Here is a 16717-nt window from a genome sequence, read left to right on the forward strand (position 1 = left end):
TTGAGCAGATCCTAGATTGCGACACCGAGACCGTCCAAGACATAATGCGCAGCACTTGAGTCCCTACAGGTCTGACATGATCGATATCCGCCAATTGCGCTACTTCGTTGTAGTCGCCGAGGAAGAACACGTCGGCCGCGCCGCCGAACGGCTGCATATTTCCCAGTCGCCACTGAGCCGGCAGATCGCCCAGCTCGAAGAACGCCTGGGCCTGACGCTGTTCGAGCGCAGTCAGCAACGCATTCGCCTGACCCGCGACGGCCAGACTTTTCTTGCCGAAACCCGCGCCCTGCTGACCCACGCCAATCGCCTGGAATCCCTCGGCAAACGCCTGGGCCGTGGCGAAGAAGGTGGCTTGTGCATCGGCTATATCGAGAACGCCATGCACGCCGGCGTGCTGCCCAATGCCTTGCGCGTGTTGCGCGCGGATCGGCCGAATGTGCATGTCGCGTTGTACAACCTCAGTTCCGCCGAGCAATTGGAAGGCCTGCGACAGCGTAGTCTCGATATTGCCTTGGTGAGTGAGCCGCCGACCGATGACGATCCGGATCTGTTGAGTTTCCAGGTGCTGGATGATCCGATGCTGCTGGCGTTGCCGGAGCATCATCCTTTAGCGCAGCAAGCGGCATTGAGTGCCGAGGATCTGGCCGAGCAGGAATGGATCGGCGTGCAGCCGCGTCAGGATGCCAACGATGAGTTTGCCAGCGCGTGCATCCGCGCCGGCTTCACCCCGGATGTGCGCATGCAGGCGACCGAGCCTTTTACCGCGCTGGGCTTGGTAGCGTCGGGGCTGGGGATTGCGATGATCCAGAAAGGCTTGAGCCATAACGCCCCGTCGGGTGTGGTGTTGCGTGAACTGCCGTGGCTGACGCTGACTACGCCATTGTGGGCGGCGTGGCACCGGATCAATTTGCGGCCATTGGTGGAAACGTTCCGCAAAGTCCTGACTGACCGTGAGATAGCCGCTGACTGACAGGCTCGCTCCCACAGTTTCAGAAGGTGATCTCGCATTCTGTGTACGACGCCCATCCCTGTGGGAGCGAGCCTGCTCGCGAAGGGGCCGGCACATCCAACATCGTATTTGACTGACCCAACGCTTTCGCGAGCAGGCGCGCTCCCACAGGTTTTGTGGCGGATCTACACTCAACGGATCAGCACCCAGCCGTGAGATCGCCATGAAAATGTCTGCGCAAATGACCGTCGTCGCGGTACTCGCCACCCTCGCCTGGCTGGGTCTGGCGGTGTGGGGCATTGGCGGGGTGGCGATGTTCTTTTCCCATGGCTCGCTGGTGATCGTCGCACTGGCGACGGTGGCGATGGTGATTGCTTCACTGTTCAGTGAGGTCAACCTCAGCTCTGGCGAACGTGAAGATCGCGCCAATCGCTGGGTGATTCCGGCGTTCGGTGTGATCGGGCTGGTCAGTGGTTTTCTGCCGGCCTACTGCGACCGGGTGAATTTCTGGACCTTTGGCGGCGAAGGCGTGCGCTGGCTCGGCGCTTTGCTGTTTATCATCGGCGGCGCGCTGCGACTGTGGCCGGTGTTTGTGTTGGGGCGGCGATTCAGTGGGTTGGTGGCGATTCAGCCGGGGCATCGTTTGGTGACGGATGGCATCTATCAGCACCTGCGCAACCCGAGTTATCTGGGGCTGGTGATCAATGCTGTGGGCTGGGCATTGGCGTTTCGCTCGGTGGTCGGACTGATGCTGGCGGCGCTGACATTGATCCCGTTGATTGCCCGGATTCATTCGGAGGAAGCGCTGCTGCGTGCGCAGTTTGGGGCGGAGTATGACGCTTACTGTGCGCGGAGTTGGCGTTTGCTGCCCGGCGTTTATTGATTTGCGAACAAAGTCCCCTGTAGGAGTGAGCCTGCTCGCGATAGCGGTGTGTCAGTCAAATCTGTGTGTCTGACATACCGCTATCGCGAGCAGGCTCACTCCTACAAGGGATTGTGTTGTGTCAGTTTTTTTGCAGGTGGAGTTGGCCGGCGTTGTCGACTTCGACGCGGATGTCAGCATAACTGGCCAGCGTCGCATGGGCCGTTTCCAGCGGATGCTGATGCGTCGTGGTGATGATCATCAACGCCGCGCCAGCCGCTTCGGCAGCCTGAATGCCGACGGTGGCGTCTTCGAAGATCAGGCAATCACGCGCTTCCAGGCCAAGACGTTTCGCAGCCAGTAAATAGCCGGCCGGATCAGGTTTGCCGGCCTTCACATCTTCAGCAGTGATCATCAGCGCAGGCTCTGGAATCCCCGCCGCCGCCATCCGCCGCAAAGCCAGATCCCGTGGCGCCGAGGTCACCATCGCCCAGCGATCAGCGGGCAGGCTGTTGAGAAACTTCGCCGCGCCGGGAATCTCGACAATGCCTTCGACGTCTGCGATTTCCGCCTCGGTGATGACCGCCGCTTGCGCCTCGGCATCTACGCCCGGCAGGTTCAGGCGATTGATCGTGTCGATAGCACGCGCGCCATGAATGGTCGGCAAAAAGGTTTCCACGTCGACGCCATGGCGCACGGCCCAGGCTGACCAGATCCGCTCGGCAGCGGCGATGGAATTGAGGACGGTGCCGTCCATGTCGAACAGAAACGCGCCAAATGCGCGATTGAAAAGAGTGTCGTGAGCAGGCAAAAGTTCGCTTCCTCTGGCAAGGGGCCGGGCAGATGTGCCCGGCAATGTAGCACTTGTCAGTGCAGACGCGGTGCCTTGGACTTGAAAGCACTGTCGACGCAGTCGAGCAACTGGCCGATGGCCCAGGGCTTTTTGATGAACGCCACTGGATGCTTGACCCCGGAAGTCTCGGGCGTTTCATAGCCGGACATGACCATTACCGGTTTGTCCGGCCAGCGGTCGCCGACCAGATTGGCCAGATCAGCGCCATTGAGGGTGCCGGGCATGGTGATGTCGGTCAGTAGCAACGCCACGTTCGGAGCATTTTTCTCAAGGTAAAGTGATGCGGCGTCGGCACTGGTCTGCGGCTCGACCTTGAAACCTTCCTCCTGAAGAATTTCGCAGAGAAACTCCAGAATCAACGGATCATCCTCAACCACCAGAATCAATCCGTCAGGAAGGTGCGCGCTCGCCGTCGGTGTTGGGCACATGGAACTGCACTCCCTGAATTGCATGAACGATTTAGCGGCTTGAATCCGCTGCTTATCTGGTATGAGCGGCGGGCTCTGCAGAAATTCATTTTTGATACAGGTCTTTTGCGAAAGGCCATTTTTGCCCGTCGCAGGCAATCGTTCGTGACGACGTATTTGTGGTTAAAATGCCGGCCCTTTTGCTTGCCGATCCTGACCGATGAACCCTGAAGCCCTCGCCACCCTCCACGCCCATCTGCTGCCAGCCCTTGCGGCCGCACCGAGCGAAACCCGTCGCCTGTTCCACGGACGCGGACGCTGCTGGGCCGGACTGGAGCAGTTGACCGTGGACTGGCTGCAAGGCGTGGTGCTGGTGTCGCTGTTCAAGGAGCCGGTGCCTGATCAACTGGACGATCTCAAGACGTTGCTGCTGGAACTCACGGTTTCCGCCGAATGGAAACAATCTGGCGCACACACCTTGCTGATCCAGCATCGCTACTTGCCACAGAGCACCGCCGAATGGCTGCTGGGTGATGAAATCGACGAAATGACCATCGTTGAAGGCGGCTTGCAGTACCGCGTCGACCTGGGACGCAAACAGAACGCCGGGCTATTTCTCGACATGCGTTACGGGCGCAACTGGGTGCGCGAACAGGCCAACGGCAAACGCGTACTCAATCTGTTTGCCTACACCTGCGGTTTTTCCGTAGCGGCTATCGAGGGTGGCGCCAACCATGTGGTCAACCTGGACATGTCCCGCGCCGCGCTGAGCCGGGGCCGCGACAATCATCGCTTGAACGGCCATGACCTGAGCAAAGTCAGTTTCCTCGGCCACGACCTGTTCAAGTCCTGGGGCAAGGTGATCAACAGCGGCCCGTATGACCTGGTGATCATCGATCCGCCGTCGTTCCAGAAAGGCAGTTTCCTGCTGACCAAGGATTACCAGCGCGTGCTGCGTCGTTTGCCGGAATTGCTTACCGCGCAGGGCACGGTACTGGCGTGCATGAACGATCCGGCGTTTGGTTCGGACTTTCTGATTGATGGCGTGACCCAGGAAGCGCCGAGTCTGCGCTTTGTAGAGCGGCTGGAGAACCCGCCGGAGTTTCCGGACATTGATCCTGAAAGCGGCCTCAAGGCCCTGATCTTCCACCGCACTCCCTGACACCCCGAAGATCCCCTGAGCAACGCACATCCCCTGTGGGAGCGAGCCTGCTCGCGAAAGCGTTTTGTCATTCACCAGTGATGTTGACTGATCTACCGCATTCGCGAGCAGGCTCGCTCCTACAAGGTTATCGGGGTTCTTCAGATAACCGGTGGGCGCAACACCAGCGCAAACAACTCACCATGCCCGGTGACATTGAGCTTGTGATACAGATTGCGCCGATGCACCTTGACCGTCTCCGGCGAGATGCCCATCTGCTGGGCCATTGCCTTGCTGGAGAAGCCCTGCAAGATCAGCCGTGCCGTGTCGACCTCGCGCACCGTCAGCCGCGCATCGAAGCGGTCAAGCAACGTTGCCAGATCACCGACCGGCGTTTCCGCCACCGCGCCCTGCGGCGGCAACAACTGCACATGCCGACGCATCGCCGCCAACACCCAGTCACGCACGCACAGCAACCTGCCTTGCTCGGCCATGTCGAACGGCGTCGAGCGGCCCAATGACAAACCGAGCACGCCGCCCTCGACGTTGATCATGAACTGCAACTCGTCCTCGCCGACCACCAAACGAAAGTAGCTCTGGTAGTACTCGCTGTGCAGAAACTGGTCCGGCGCCACCGAGGCGAGGCTGTGCAAGCCGTCGGCAATACCGGTCGACGCGGTTTGATAGAACGGATCGAGCAGGTACATCCAGGCGCTGTAACCGGCCAGTTCTTCCTGCTCGTCGGGGCGGCCCTTGCTGTCGAAGTCGATCAGCAACTGCGGCGCCTGCCCGGCTTGCATCAGCGCCACCAGCGCGTTGTCCAGCGGCACCAACAGCCGTAACGTGTCCACCAGCGCACGCCAGAAACCGTCCTGACCGACACCGGCAAATACCCGCGCCAGGCTTTGATGCACTGGCAGTTCCTGCAGCAACGCGTCCACGCACTACCCCTTTTGAGTAACCCATGATGGGAATGGGTCAGGCCTGGCCGGCCCGATAGGCTGACCACTCTTGTTCATCACCGGCCTGCACAGGCCAGGAGTGCCGCATCATGCGTGGTCACCGTGGCTGTATCAACCTCAGTATTCAACTGGGCCTGCTCGCCGGTATGGGCGCCAGTTCGATGGCCATGGCCGCCGACGCGCCGAGCGTGCACGTCTACAACTGGTACGACTATATCGGCCCGAACACCCTCCACGATTTCCAGCGCGACAGCGGTATCCAGCCGGTCTACGACACCTTCGATAGTGCCGAAGTCCTCGAAGGCAAATTGATGACCAGCCGCAGCGGCTACGACGTGGTGGTGGCGAGCAACTTCAGCCTGCCGACGCTGATCAAGGCCGGCGCCCTCGCCCCGCTGCCACGCGAGCAACTGCCGGGCTGGAAGAATCTCGATGCCGGCCTGCTGGCGAAACTGGCCAATAACGATCCCGGCAATCAATACGCCGTGCCGTACCTGTGGGGGACCAACGGCATCGGCTACAACGTCGACAAAGTGCGCGCGGCGCTCGGCGACAAGGCGCCGGTGGACTCGTGGGATCTGGTGTTCAACGCAGACAACCTCGCCAAACTCGGCCAGTGCGGCGTGGCGATGCTCGATTCGCCGTCGGAGATGCTGCCGGTCGCCCTGCACTATCTCGGCCTGCCACCGAACAGCACCGACCCTGAAGACTATAAAAAAGCCGAGGCGCTGCTGCTGAAACTGCGCCCGCACATCGCTTACTTCAACTCGTCGAAATTCATCAGCGACCTGTCCAACGGCAACATTTGCGTGGCGGTCGGTTGGTCGGGCGCGATGCTGGAAGCCAAGACCAATGCCGAGCAGGCCAACAACGGAGTGAAGATCGCCTACAGCCTGCCCAAGGAAGGCGCGCCGGTGTGGTTCGACACGCTGGTGCTGCTTAAAGACGCACCGAATCGTCCTCAGGGTCTGGCGTTTATCGACTATCTGCTGCGCCCCGAAGTGATCGCGCCGGTCAGTGATCATCTGTCTTATCCGAATGGCAATCGCGCGGCAACAGCGCTGGTGGCCGCCGCGACTCGGGACAATCCGGCGGTGTATCCCTCCGCCGCAGCGATGGCCACGCTGTACACCCTTGAACCCCTGCCCAAAGCCACCGAACGGGTGCGCACGCGGGTGTGGAGCAAGGTCAAGAACGGCCAGTAAGAACAACGCATTCCCCCTGTAGGAGTGAGCCTGCTCGCGATAGCGGTCTGCCTGATAACACTGTTTTGCCGGACAAACCGCTATCGCGAGCAGGCTCACTCCTACAGGTTTTGTGATTCACCAGACATTTTTTAGAGAGACAGAAATCAATGAAACCTCGTGCCCGTGACCTCAACATCCGCATCGGCCAACTACATCCCGGTCCGCTCAACGCCATCACCGACGTCCGCGGTGTGCGCGTCGGCCACAGCAATGTGCGCGGCCGCAGCAGCGCCGGGCGTGACATCTGCAGCGGCGTCACACTGATCGAACCGCGCCCGGGTTCGACCAACCAGCAACCGTGTTTTGCCGGCGTGCATGTGCTCAACGGCAACGGTGACGCCACTGGGCTTGAGTGGATTCGCGAGGCGGGTCTGCTGACCAGCCCGATTGCGTTCACCAACACCCACAGCCTTGGTGTAGTGCGCGATGCCTTGATTGCATTGGATCGCCAGCAACAACCGGACGACGGGCGTCTCTACTGGAACATGCCGGTAGTGCTGGAAACTTTTGACGGTTTGCTCAATGACATCAACGGTTTCCACGTGCAGCCTGAACACGTCGCCGAAGCTTTGAGCGCAGCCGTCGACGGTCCCGTGGTAGAGGGCGCGGTCGGCGGTGGCAGCGGCATGATCTGCCATGAATTCAAGGGTGGCATCGGCACTGCGTCGCGACGTTTGAGCAGTGTTCAGGGTGGCTGGACCGTCGGCGCGATCGTGCAGGCCAACCACGGCATTCGCAATGAATTGCGGGTCGATGGCTATCCGGTCGGGCGCTACATGGAACAGACAGATTCGCCGTTCCTGCGCGCCTCATTGCCGCATCCGGGGATGGGTTCGATCGTTGTGTGTCTGGCCACCGATGCGCCGCTGTTGCCGCATCAGTGCACACGTCTGGCGCAGCGCGCGAGCCTCGGCCTGGCGCGCACCGGCGGCGGCAACGAGGATCATAGCGGCGACATTTTCATCGCGTTTGCCACGGGTAATGATCACGTACCGCCCGCTGCCTACGAAGGCAAAGGCGCGCCGACCTGTGACGGCTTGCGCATGGTCAACAATGACCATATCAGCGAGCTGTTTCTGGCCGCGACCGAGGCGGTTGAAGAGGCGATCATCAATGCTTTGCTGGCCAGTGACAGCACCGAGGGCAACGGGCATTCGGTGCCGGGACTCGATGCCGACACCCTGCTCGCTGCCCTCGAAAAATCAGGCTGGCCTGGATCGCGTTAACATCCGAATTTCCCTGTGGGAGCGAGCCTGCTCGCGAAGACGGAGTGTCAGTCGACTCAATATTGCCTGACACACCGCCTTCGCGAGCAGGCTCGCTCCCACAAAGGATTACGTCAATATTTCCAGGTTCGTGCCGCCGCCCGGGCGACTGGCGGTACTTGAGCCGCCACTTGCACACTCCTAGGATGGAATCACGCAGTGACTCCGCTCTTCGAGCACTGCGTAGGCACGGGTGCTCTGAACCCCAATCAAGCCCGTGTCTTGCTTCATGCGCACCTTGAGCCTCACGGGCTCCACTTCCTCCCCATCAAAGAGCTTTGAGGCTCTTTTTTTGTCTGCGCAAATCAGCAGTCCGGCAACGCATCGACGCGAATCGATCGCCAGGCCGCTTGCGCCAGCAACGCGCGATATTCCGCCGGTCCACCCTTCACCCGCCCGGCCAGCCAGGCACGGCAGTAACTGTCGGCCTGACCGATGATCAACGACGGCAACAGTTCGGCGGGCAAGGCCTTGAGTTCGGCTGCGCGCCCCGATTCGGCCAGCCAGTCGCGCAGACGCAGATTGCGGGTCTTGTTGCGCTCGGCCAGTTCGTCCTTGAATGGCCCTTTGGTCACGGCAAACCGCGCGTGGTACTGGAAGCGCGCCCACTCCGGTTGACGTTCGACCCAATCGACGTAGCTGAACACCAGCGCCTGCACACCTTCTTCGGTGGTTTTCGCTGCATCCAGATAGGCATCGCGCAGACGCGCCTGATCCTCCAGCGCGGTGAAAAACAACGCGGCGACCAAGCCCTCCTTGTTGCCGAAATGGTGATAGATCGCCCCGACGCTGGTATCGCACTCGGCGCGAATCATGTCGATGGTGGTGGCCTCGATGCCCTGCTCGTTGAACAGGCTCAGTGCCTTGCGAAAGATGTCGCGCTTGAGTTCGGCGCGACGACCGGGGTAGCTGCGTTCAAGTAGATCTGCGGTGTCCATGCGGCTCACTGCCTGAAAATCGGGATTGAAAGGCACACGTCGTGCCAATGAAAAACACGCACAGGTTGACAGATTTCCCGCAGACAGAATACCGTTCCGTTACAGAACATTATTCTGTAACGGAACATCATTCTGCAAAATCACTTTCCGCGAGGCTTTCCATGAGTCAGTTTCTCAGCATGTTCAACAGCGCAGGTCCGCAAGCATTCAGCCAGATGGCCTGCCAGGTCGCGCCATACTTCAGCACCATCAACCCGCTGGTGACCGAGTTGCGCGCCAACGCGGCAACGGTACAAGTGCCGTTCCGTCGTGAGATCACCAACCACCTCGGCAGCGTGCATGCGATTGCCATGTGCAACGCCGCAGAACTCGCCGCCGGGATGATGACCGACGTGTCGATCCCGGCCGGCGCACGCTGGATCCCCAAAGGCATGACTGTGGAGTATCTGGCCAAGGCAAAAACCGATGTGACGGCGGTGGCCAGTGGTGAGGGCGTGGATTGGCAGAGCGCAGGCGACAAGATCGTCACCGTGGATATTCACGACACCGAGGGCAAGCACGTGTTCACGGCGCGGATCACCATGAACGTCAAACTCGGCTGAATGACGCGTATAAAAAAGCCCTTGCTGCGGGATCCATAGCAAGGGCTTTTTCGCTGATGAGGTGTCAGTGCACAGTCAGACGCTGGCGAACAAACTCCTCGACATGACGGCTGGTCTGATCGAGGTGGCGGTCGCGTTGTTTTTCAGCGTCGAGCATGGCGCGCTTGCCGTTTTTTTGCAGCAAATAGGTGTGGATCTGCTGCACCTCTAGCGACCGGTAAATCGGCGTGGTGTCGATAAACCCGCGCAGGCCGTTGCTGCGGTAATGCCGGGTGCTCATCAACACCTGCGTTTCACGCTGGCCAATCACCTCAAAGCCCAACGCTTCGAAGTACGGGACTTTGCCGACCGTGCAGGCCAGTTCCGCGTGGGGATAACGCCCGAGCATTTCGCCGATCATCGCCCGCGCCACACCCTGACGCCGATGCCCTTCGCGCACGGCCATGTAGGCGACGCTGCAAGCTTCCCAATCGCCCTGCACCGGCAGGTACAACAGAAAGCCGATCACTTGCTCCGGATCATCCTCGTCGGTGGCGACCAGCAACTCGACGTCGGTGCCCTTCTCGCCATTCAACGCCTCCAGATACAGATGCACCTCATAGCCGACCGCGTACTGATAGACGTTGTACAGCAGGTTGCTCGGGCCGAGACCGACCGCGCTGATGTCGGTCAGGTAGTCGACGACCATTTGCAGAATCTGGCTGTTGATGCCCTCGGGGCATGGAGATTTGTAGTGGGTGAGGCGGGGCATGACGGGTGAACTCCGGCGGAAAACCGCGACATCATACCTTGTGAGGCGACATCACTGCTGTGGTGCCACGACCTTGAACTTGATGGCAATGTCCTTGGACACCACCGTGTCTGCCCACTCCCCCGCGCCGAGACCGAACTCGTCGCGCTGAAGTACCAGCTCGGCGTCGAAGATGCCGATCGTTTGGCCCGGTTTCAACTCCACCGGGACCTGAACCTCACGGGTAATGCCTTTGAGCGTGAGCTGGCCGGATATCACGAAGTGGCTCTCGTCCACCCGAGTGAAACGACTCGATTCGAACACCGCCAGAGGAAATTTCGCAGTGTCGAACCAGGCCGGCTTCACCAGTTCGGAATTGGCGTCTTCGCTGCCGGCATCGATACTGGTGAGGTCAATGTGCAAGGTCGTATGGGCGTTGGCGAGGTTGTCGGTGTCGAAGTCAAGCGTCGCCTCGAACCGGCTGAAAGTGCCATACATCCTGGAGCCCATCTGGTTGTAGCTGAAGCTGATCTGGCTCGCGGTGGTGTTGACCCGGGTGTATTCGACAGCCTGCGCGGTCGGCATGACACACAGGCACAACGCGGCAGCCAACAGCAATCGGATCGACATGGGATTCTCCGGGCATCGCTTGCCGTCGAGGGCCTCGATTGACTTAAGCAAACAACCGCCCGTTATGCCAGCTCGCGGCTCAAACGGCCAGTTCGCTGCTGCGCGATGGCACAGCGCCCTTTCTTGTACGTGCGCGCAGGCGGTGACGCCACTTCAGCGCCGGTCGCTCGACGCAGTAATACGACACAGTACTGAACACAAAAGCCAGCGCCAGCACCGCAGCAACGATATGAGCGTCATAGGCTACCGGCCAAAAACCGCGCAACAGGTACATCACCACAAAGTGGTTGAGGAACATGCCGTAACTGATATTGCCGAGGAACTCATCCAGCGGATGAAACTTGAACCGGCTCAGTAGCAACACGGCTGGAATGCCCAGCGCGATGCCGAGCGTAACCTCGGCGTTGAACGGCTGGCGCTCGATCAATCCCGTCATGATCGCCACAAACAGCAGCCCCGCCACGATCGCCGTGCCAACGGCAATCGCCACCCCTTTGCGGTCGGACTTGTACAGATAGCTGCCACACAGAAACATGAACAGCACGCCCGGCAGCAATCGATAACCGTAGATATCCGTATCGATATAGCCAAGGCAAGCCAGCAGGAAGATACCGAACGACAAGATGAACGCAGCGCCGCGCGCGTTGAAAATGAGCAGGAACGGAATCACCAGGTAGAAACACATCTCCAGCCCCAGCGACCAGGCAGGTGGCAGGATTTGCGTTCCGGCGACGCCAAACATGTAAAAGCCCAAAGGCAGGATGGGCACGCTCGAGGCTATGGTTTTAACCGTCAGTTCAGCCGCCTGGGGTGTACCGGGCAGCAAGAAATGGATCACGAGGCAGGACACGACGAAATAGAACAGAAACTGTGGGTAGAGGCGCAACGCTCTGTCGACATAGAACAGGCCGACTTTCTCGATGCTGCGGTAGTTGCGTTCGATAAGCGAGGTCATCACGAAACCGCTGATGATCAGGAACGATATGACGGCAACCACACCGGGATTGAGCCCAGCAAGATTTTTACCCATATGAGACACGGCGACCAGAACGGCCAACAACAGTCGAAAAGCTCCCACTTACACCCTCGATCATCCTTATAGTTATGCTGCTTAACCTACGATGCTTTGATTGACGATGCCAGAGGATTCTCCAAACGCCACTGCTCCCGGTGCGAAAGGCCTGTGGCGCCAACCTGATCGCACGATTGCTGAGCGATGGCCTTTACCGTTTACACCAACCGTTCGATCTTCTGATGCTGCCAGACCAGTCTGTAATACAGGGTCTGCAACACCAGCATGCCCAGATACGCCACCGGAAACGCCATCCACACGCCCTGCAAACCATATTGCCCGTCCAGCCAGTAAGCCGCCGGCAGTTGCACGCCGACCACACAAATGATCGCAATGATCACCGGCACCAACACCGTGCCGCTGGCGCGCATGATCCCGCCGATGATCGCCTGGAAGCCGAATACCAACAGGCTCCACAACATGATGTGCAGCAGATGCTCAGCCATTGCCCGGGTCGAATCCTCGGTCAGGAACAGCCCCAGCAACCAGTGCGACAACAGGTAACCGAGCACAATCAAACCGCCGGTCAGGCACACGTTGATCAACAGTCCAGTGCGCAGAATCGGCCCCATGCGTTCCAGCTGCCCGGCGCCAATGGCCTGTGCGCCAAGAATCGACGCAGTGATCGCAATCGACAACGCCGGGAACTGCACATAGTTGACGATCTGCGTCACCGCGCCATACGCCGCCGTCGCTTGCGAGCCGTGCTGGTTGACCAGCGCCAGAATCACCAGCTCCGACAGCGACAGCACAATCATCTGCACGCCAGTCGGCAGGCCGATGCGCAAGACCTTGCCGAGAATCGCCCCGTCGAGGCGCAGCGCGGCAAAGAACTCTCGGTCCGGCGCCAACGGATGACCCTTTCTGATCAACCGCCAGGACAGCCACGCCATCGCCGCCAGATTACCCGCCAGCCCCGCGTACGCCGCACTCTGGATACCCATTTGTGGCAAGCCGAACCAGCCGCGAATCAGCGCCGGGGTCAGTGCCAGCCCGACACAGGTCGACACAACCAGTGCCAGCAGCGGCGACAGCGTATCGCTGACCCCGCGCAACAGTTGCGTAAACAACACGAACACCAGCAGCGACGGCAAGATCCACATCATCACATGGGCATACGCCACCGCATCGTCGAGCACATCCGCCGGCGTCCCCAGCCCCGTCAGCGCCTGCCGCGCGAACACGCTGCCCAACACCGCAGCCACCAGACCGATCAATACGCCCAGCAACAGCGTCGCCCCGGCAATCGCCTTGACCATGTGCGGCTCACGCGCGCCCCACGCCTGACCGATCAACACACCGGCGCCCGCGCCGAGGCCGATCACCAGGGCGATAAAAAAGAACACCACGGGAAACATCCCCGACACCGCCGCCAGCGCCTGGGTGCCGAGCATCTGGCCGATGTAGATGCTGTTGACCGTGCCCGACATCGACTGCAGAAAATTGGACAGCACCATAGGTGCGAGGAACAGCAGGTAGGTGTGCCAGAGTGGGCGTTGAACGGCAGCTTGCATTGAATAGAGGTCCATCTCGAACGGCGGGAGGGCTGATGGAGGATAGCTTCGGCGAGTTGCACGCGGGGCGCAATTAACATTTCAAATCGGTGTTTATTGCCGGTGCCTACGCCTGTGTAATTGGCACGGATCTGTAGGTGTCGGTTCAGCGCTGTGGTAAACAACTGCCCACTCCCATTGCTCCCATTGAGGCTCTGTTCATGCCGCCCTTTGCCAATCTGTTGACCGCCAGCCTCCTCGCTCTGCTCGCCAGCAGCGCTCACGCCGCCGCGCCCGGCGAAACCTTGAAGCCGTTGCTGGAAACACTCAACGAACGCCTGAACATCGGCGACCTCGTCGCCCTGACCAAATGGGACAGCGGCAAGCCGATTCAGGACAGCCCCCGTGAGGCGCAGGTTATCGCCAATGCCCGCACGCTGGCCGCCGAGCACCAGCTCGACCCGGAAGAGGTGGCGCAACTGATTGCCGCGCAAATGGAGGCGAACAAATTGGTGCAGTACGGGTTGCTTTCGCAATGGCAGGCGGCGGGTGCCGCGCCGGACACTCCGCGCCCCGACCTCGGCAAGCAGATCCGCCCGCGTCTGGATGAACTGCAAACCCGGCTCTTGCAGCAATACGCTGACTTCACGCCGTATCGCCATGATGCGAATTGCCCGGTGTGGCTGGCCAAGGCGCGCAGCGGCCTGACCCACGATTCGCTGCATGAACTTGCCCTGACACGGGCGACCGGTGAACTGTGTGTTCGGGCGGCGAATTCACTCTGAGAAACCGCCAGATCAAAAGATCGCAGCCTGCGGCAGCTCCTACAGGGGATTGGTGAACCATCATTGCGGTCGATGTTCACCATCACGGCAATGAAGTTCTCATAAAAAATCCACGGCGTAACATCAGCTCCATACCAACCAACAACACCCCGGAGCACACGATCATGAAACGCCAGACCCTTCTCAGCATCGCTTTCTCGGTTTTCGCCATTAACGCTTTTGCCGCCACCCCGGCACACACCCAGGTCGCTGAAGGCGGCTCGGACAAGTTGATTGAAAGTCGTGTTGCCGAAGGTGGTTCCGATCGTCTGCTCGAACGCCGCGTTGCCGAAGGCGGTTCCGATCGCCTGATCGAACGCCGCGTTGCCGAAGGTGGTTCCGATCGTCTGATCGAACGCCGCGTTGCCGAAGGCGGTTCCGATCGTCTGATCGAACGCCGTGTTGCCGAAGGTGGTTCCGATCGTCTGATCGAACGCCGCGTTGCCGAAGGCGGTTCCGATCGTCTGATCGAACGCCGCGTTGCCGAAGGTGGTTCCGATCGTCTGATCGAACGCCGCGTTGCCGAAGGCGGTTCCGATCGTCTGATCGAACGCCGCGTTGCCGAAGGTGGTTCCGATCGTCTGATCGAACGCCGCGTCGCATAAGTCACTGGCTTCACTGCAATCCCCTGAAAAGCCCGGCCTGATCAGCCGGGCTTTTTCCTGCCCGCAACCATCCATTCCCCGACTGGCCACCCACCGCCGATTGCGCATACCATGCGGCCACAACTCCAAAACAGACCTCGCCTGCCCATGCTCAAAGCCAGTCTGCGTAGCCACCTCACCCTTTGGTTTGCCGGTTTGTCCCTGCTGACGCTGCTCAGCGTGGGCTTCTATGTGGGTCACATCGCCACTGAACAAATGAAGCAGGCCAGCGGCAATGCGCTGCTCAACACGGCGCGCTCGGCGGCATCGTTGCTGGGTGAACAACTGCGCGAACGCCAGTTGGAGGTTTATCTCCTTAGCCGCGCGCCGCATCTGGAGCGTGGCGATCTGGACAACCCGGCCATTCTCAAATCGATGCAGCTGCGCACCCAGGCGCGCGCCGAGTACGCGTGGATGGGTGTCACCGATGCCGAGGGTAAGGTGCATCAAGCGGTAAACGGCTTGCTGGTGGGCCAATCGGTGCAACAACGGCCGTGGTTCCAGGCCGGGTTACGCAGTGAGTACACCGGCGACCCTCATGAAGCGGTGCTGCTGGCGAAAATGCTGCCGGGGCTGCCGAACGGTGAGCCGCTGCGTTTCATCGATTTCGCCGCGCCGATCCATAACGCCGACGGTCAGGTGATTGGCGTCCTGGGCGCACACGCACACTGGAGTTGGGTGACGCGCATTGTCGAGTCGGCGGCGTTTTCGCATAAGAACTCAATGCCGGATATCGAGGCGCTGATCATCGACCACGATGGCAAGATTCTCTATCCCGAAGCACTGATGGGCCAGCAACTGGCGGCGACTGATTCGAAATTGCAGAACTGGACGGCGGGTAACGGCTTCCTCACCAGTATGGTCACGGTACCGACGCCATCGAGTACGGCGCTGTCGTGGTCGATTGCCGTGCGCCAGCCATTGCAAACCGCGCTGCAACCGGCGCGTCTGCTGATGTACAAATTGCTGATCCTGGGTGTGGCCGCAGCAGTGCTGTTCGGGCTGGTGGCCTATTACCTGGCGCTGTACCTGAGCCGCCCGATCGAACAGCTCGCCCGTTCGGCCCGAAAGGTCCAGAACAAAGAGCCCGGCGCGCAATTCCCGCTGCAACACCCGGTGCGGGAAATTGCCCAGCTCGGCCAATCCATCGATGCGATGACGCAATCGCTGCTCGGCAAAGAGCGCGAACTGCAAGAGGCCAATGCCTCGCTAGAAGCCACGGTGGCACAACGCACTGCGGCACTGACGCAGGCCAACGCCGAATTGCTGAGTTTGGCGACCCACGACAGTTTGACCGGCGTTTACAACCGTCGCCGTTTCGACGAGAAACTCACCGAATACACACTGCTGTTCCGCCGCACCGGACGCCCGTTTTCCCTGCTGCTGATCGATGCCGACCACTTCAAACGCATCAATGACAGCCACGGTCACGCGGTGGGTGATGATGTGCTGCAACAATTGGCGCAGCTGATTCAGAGCAGCTTGCGCACCACCGATTTCGTCGCCCGTTATGGCGGCGAAGAGTTCGCCGTGCTGTTGCCGGAAATCGCCCAACCCGACACCCCGGAAGTGGTCGCCGAGAAGATCCGCGCGACAGTTGCCGAGGCCGATTTCCCTGCCGTCGGGCAAGTCACGGTGAGCATCGGCGTCGGCCTGGCGGATCCGGCCGATAACAGCCACAACGCGCTGATCAAACGCGCCGACCAGCAGCTCTATCAGGCCAAAGCAGCGGGTCGTAATCAGGTGGCGTGATCAGCCCTGCTTCAATTCGCAAATCCCGTTGGCCCTGTTCTTCCCGGTGTACGACACCGCAGGCGAACCGTCGGGATTGATGCTCAGGGAAATGGTCACGCCAGCGCCTTTGGCTTCGAAGTAGTTGTCGTTGAATTTCTTCAACTGGCCTTCCTTGCCATTGATATAAATCGGGCCGCCCTCATCGGCGTGCACTTCGATTTTGCCCGGGCACGTAGCGTTGAGCAGGGGGATGCCGGCGTGGGCCAGTCCGGTGGCAAGCAACAGCGGCGCTGCCAATAGCAAAGATTTCATGGTGGGTTCCTTGAAGGCGGCAAAAACGCCGAATAGCTTTTTCATGTCA

Annotated in this window: 18 protein-coding genes; 9 read left to right on the forward strand and 9 right to left on the reverse strand. The window is 60.2% G+C overall.

From position 1 onward, the window contains the following. The first annotated feature begins 76 nt into the window (after window positions 1-76). Window positions 77-973, forward strand: a complete 897-nt coding sequence (locus HU718_RS18885) for a LysR substrate-binding domain-containing protein (RefSeq protein ID WP_186616421.1) — start codon at window positions 77-79, stop codon at window positions 971-973. Window positions 974-1175: 202 nt separating this feature from the next. Next, window positions 1176-1835 (forward strand): methyltransferase family protein, encoded by a 660-nt coding sequence (locus HU718_RS18890; protein ID WP_186616420.1) that lies wholly within the window; start codon window positions 1176-1178, stop codon window positions 1833-1835. 121 nt (window positions 1836-1956) lie between these two features. Here HU718_RS18890 and HU718_RS18895 read toward each other — a convergent pair whose 3' ends face one another. Together HU718_RS18895 and HU718_RS18900 are read right to left on the reverse strand one after the other, a co-directional pair. Then, complete coding sequence (locus tag HU718_RS18895; protein ID WP_186616419.1) at window positions 1957-2625, reverse strand: HAD family hydrolase; 669 nt, start codon at window positions 2623-2625, stop codon at window positions 1957-1959. A 56-nt stretch (window positions 2626-2681) separates the two neighbouring features. Beyond that, window positions 2682-3095 (reverse strand): response regulator, encoded by a 414-nt coding sequence (locus HU718_RS18900; protein ID WP_150708921.1) that lies wholly within the window; start codon window positions 3093-3095, stop codon window positions 2682-2684. Window positions 3096-3294: 199 nt separating this feature from the next. On the opposite strand from HU718_RS18900, the gene HU718_RS18905 reads away from it, so the two are divergent. Beyond that, complete coding sequence (locus HU718_RS18905) at window positions 3295-4236, forward strand: class I SAM-dependent methyltransferase (RefSeq protein ID WP_186616418.1); 942 nt, start codon at window positions 3295-3297, stop codon at window positions 4234-4236. A gap of 140 nt (window positions 4237-4376) precedes the next feature. On the opposite strand, the gene HU718_RS18910 is transcribed toward HU718_RS18905, so the two are convergent. After that, window positions 4377-5156, reverse strand: a complete 780-nt coding sequence (locus tag HU718_RS18910; RefSeq protein ID WP_186616417.1) for a helix-turn-helix transcriptional regulator — start codon at window positions 5154-5156, stop codon at window positions 4377-4379. A gap of 110 nt (window positions 5157-5266) precedes the next feature. On the opposite strand from HU718_RS18910, the gene HU718_RS18915 reads away from it, so the two are divergent. Continuing rightward, entirely contained in the window at window positions 5267-6382 is a 1116-nt protein-coding gene (locus HU718_RS18915) for a polyamine ABC transporter substrate-binding protein (RefSeq protein ID WP_186616416.1), read from the forward strand. Between the two features lie 149 nt (window positions 6383-6531). After that, window positions 6532-7650, forward strand: coding sequence for a DmpA family aminopeptidase (locus HU718_RS18920; protein WP_186616415.1), 1119 nt, complete (start codon window positions 6532-6534; stop codon window positions 7648-7650). Window positions 7651-7994: 344 nt separating this feature from the next. On the opposite strand, the gene HU718_RS18925 is transcribed toward HU718_RS18920, so the two are convergent. After that, the gene (locus HU718_RS18925) at window positions 7995-8627 is read right to left on the reverse strand and encodes a TetR/AcrR family transcriptional regulator (RefSeq protein ID WP_150708916.1); all 633 of its coding nucleotides are present in this window, start codon (window positions 8625-8627) and stop codon (window positions 7995-7997) included. 161 nt (window positions 8628-8788) lie between these two features. On the opposite strand from HU718_RS18925, the gene HU718_RS18930 reads away from it, so the two are divergent. Then, window positions 8789-9229 (forward strand): hotdog fold domain-containing protein, encoded by a 441-nt coding sequence (locus HU718_RS18930; protein ID WP_186616414.1) that lies wholly within the window; start codon window positions 8789-8791, stop codon window positions 9227-9229. A gap of 64 nt (window positions 9230-9293) precedes the next feature. Here the strand turns inward: HU718_RS18930 and HU718_RS18935 are convergent, their stop codons facing one another. The 4 genes from HU718_RS18935 to HU718_RS18950 all read right to left on the reverse strand — a co-directional run bounded on the left by HU718_RS18935 (window position 9294) and on the right by HU718_RS18950 (window position 13175). Next, window positions 9294-9980: a GNAT family N-acetyltransferase gene (locus tag HU718_RS18935; RefSeq protein WP_150708914.1), complete on the reverse strand. Its 687-nt coding sequence runs from the start codon at window positions 9978-9980 to the stop codon at window positions 9294-9296. Window positions 9981-10031: 51 nt separating this feature from the next. Then, window positions 10032-10589, reverse strand: coding sequence for a YceI family protein (locus tag HU718_RS18940; RefSeq protein WP_186616413.1), 558 nt, complete (start codon window positions 10587-10589; stop codon window positions 10032-10034). 79 nt (window positions 10590-10668) lie between these two features. Then, window positions 10669-11667, reverse strand: coding sequence for an acyltransferase family protein (locus HU718_RS18945; RefSeq protein WP_150708912.1), 999 nt, complete (start codon window positions 11665-11667; stop codon window positions 10669-10671). 152 nt (window positions 11668-11819) lie between these two features. Continuing rightward, on the reverse strand, window positions 11820-13175 hold the full coding sequence (locus tag HU718_RS18950; RefSeq protein ID WP_186616412.1) for an MATE family efflux transporter: 1356 nt from the start codon (window positions 13173-13175) through the stop codon (window positions 11820-11822). Window positions 13176-13375: 200 nt separating this feature from the next. Here HU718_RS18950 and HU718_RS18955 point away from each other — a divergent pair, with 200 nt between their 5' ends. The 3 genes from HU718_RS18955 (at window position 13376) to HU718_RS18965 (ending at window position 16374) form a co-directional block, all read left to right on the forward strand. Further along, window positions 13376-13939, forward strand: a complete 564-nt coding sequence (locus HU718_RS18955; protein ID WP_150731300.1) for a chorismate mutase — start codon at window positions 13376-13378, stop codon at window positions 13937-13939. A gap of 164 nt (window positions 13940-14103) precedes the next feature. Continuing rightward, window positions 14104-14583, forward strand: coding sequence for a phage infection protein (locus HU718_RS18960; RefSeq protein ID WP_150811771.1), 480 nt, complete (start codon window positions 14104-14106; stop codon window positions 14581-14583). A 147-nt stretch (window positions 14584-14730) separates the two neighbouring features. Beyond that, a complete protein-coding gene (locus HU718_RS18965; protein ID WP_186616411.1) occupies window positions 14731-16374 on the forward strand; it encodes a sensor domain-containing diguanylate cyclase in 1644 nt (547 codons plus the stop codon). Here HU718_RS18965 and HU718_RS18970 read toward each other — a convergent pair whose 3' ends face one another. Further along, complete coding sequence (locus HU718_RS18970; protein ID WP_150793648.1) at window positions 16375-16668, reverse strand: hypothetical protein; 294 nt, start codon at window positions 16666-16668, stop codon at window positions 16375-16377. Window positions 16669-16717 lie beyond the last annotated feature (49 nt).

The sequence above is a fragment of the Pseudomonas tensinigenes genome (assembly GCF_014268445.2).
In the GTDB taxonomy this organism is placed as follows: domain Bacteria; phylum Pseudomonadota; class Gammaproteobacteria; order Pseudomonadales; family Pseudomonadaceae; genus Aquipseudomonas; species Aquipseudomonas tensinigenes.

What these genes read in the sequence shown, in the direction of transcription:
- HU718_RS18970 (WP_150793648.1), bottom strand. Translation starts at nt 16,668, where the DNA reads ATGAAATCTTTGCTATTGGCAGCGCCGCTGTTGCTTGCCACCGGACTG.
- HU718_RS18935 (WP_150708914.1), bottom strand. Translation starts at nt 9,980, where the DNA reads ATGCCCCGCCTCACCCACTACAAATCTCCATGCCCCGAGGGCATCAAC.
- HU718_RS18930 (WP_186616414.1), top strand. Translation starts at nt 8,789, where the DNA reads ATGAGTCAGTTTCTCAGCATGTTCAACAGCGCAGGTCCGCAAGCATTC.
- HU718_RS18915 (WP_186616416.1), top strand. Translation starts at nt 5,267, where the DNA reads ATGCGTGGTCACCGTGGCTGTATCAACCTCAGTATTCAACTGGGCCTG.
- HU718_RS18905 (WP_186616418.1), top strand. Translation starts at nt 3,295, where the DNA reads ATGAACCCTGAAGCCCTCGCCACCCTCCACGCCCATCTGCTGCCAGCC.
- HU718_RS18900 (WP_150708921.1), bottom strand. Translation starts at nt 3,095, where the DNA reads ATGTGCCCAACACCGACGGCGAGCGCGCACCTTCCTGACGGATTGATT.
- HU718_RS18940 (WP_186616413.1), bottom strand. Translation starts at nt 10,589, where the DNA reads ATGTCGATCCGATTGCTGTTGGCTGCCGCGTTGTGCCTGTGTGTCATG.
- HU718_RS18950 (WP_186616412.1), bottom strand. Translation starts at nt 13,175, where the DNA reads ATGCAAGCTGCCGTTCAACGCCCACTCTGGCACACCTACCTGCTGTTC.
- HU718_RS18960 (WP_150811771.1), top strand. Translation starts at nt 14,104, where the DNA reads ATGAAACGCCAGACCCTTCTCAGCATCGCTTTCTCGGTTTTCGCCATT.
- HU718_RS18955 (WP_150731300.1), top strand. Translation starts at nt 13,376, where the DNA reads ATGCCGCCCTTTGCCAATCTGTTGACCGCCAGCCTCCTCGCTCTGCTC.
- HU718_RS18885 (WP_186616421.1), top strand. Translation starts at nt 77, where the DNA reads ATGATCGATATCCGCCAATTGCGCTACTTCGTTGTAGTCGCCGAGGAA.
- HU718_RS18920 (WP_186616415.1), top strand. Translation starts at nt 6,532, where the DNA reads ATGAAACCTCGTGCCCGTGACCTCAACATCCGCATCGGCCAACTACAT.
- HU718_RS18890 (WP_186616420.1), top strand. Translation starts at nt 1,176, where the DNA reads ATGAAAATGTCTGCGCAAATGACCGTCGTCGCGGTACTCGCCACCCTC.
- HU718_RS18925 (WP_150708916.1), bottom strand. Translation starts at nt 8,627, where the DNA reads ATGGACACCGCAGATCTACTTGAACGCAGCTACCCCGGTCGTCGCGCC.
- HU718_RS18965 (WP_186616411.1), top strand. Translation starts at nt 14,731, where the DNA reads ATGCTCAAAGCCAGTCTGCGTAGCCACCTCACCCTTTGGTTTGCCGGT.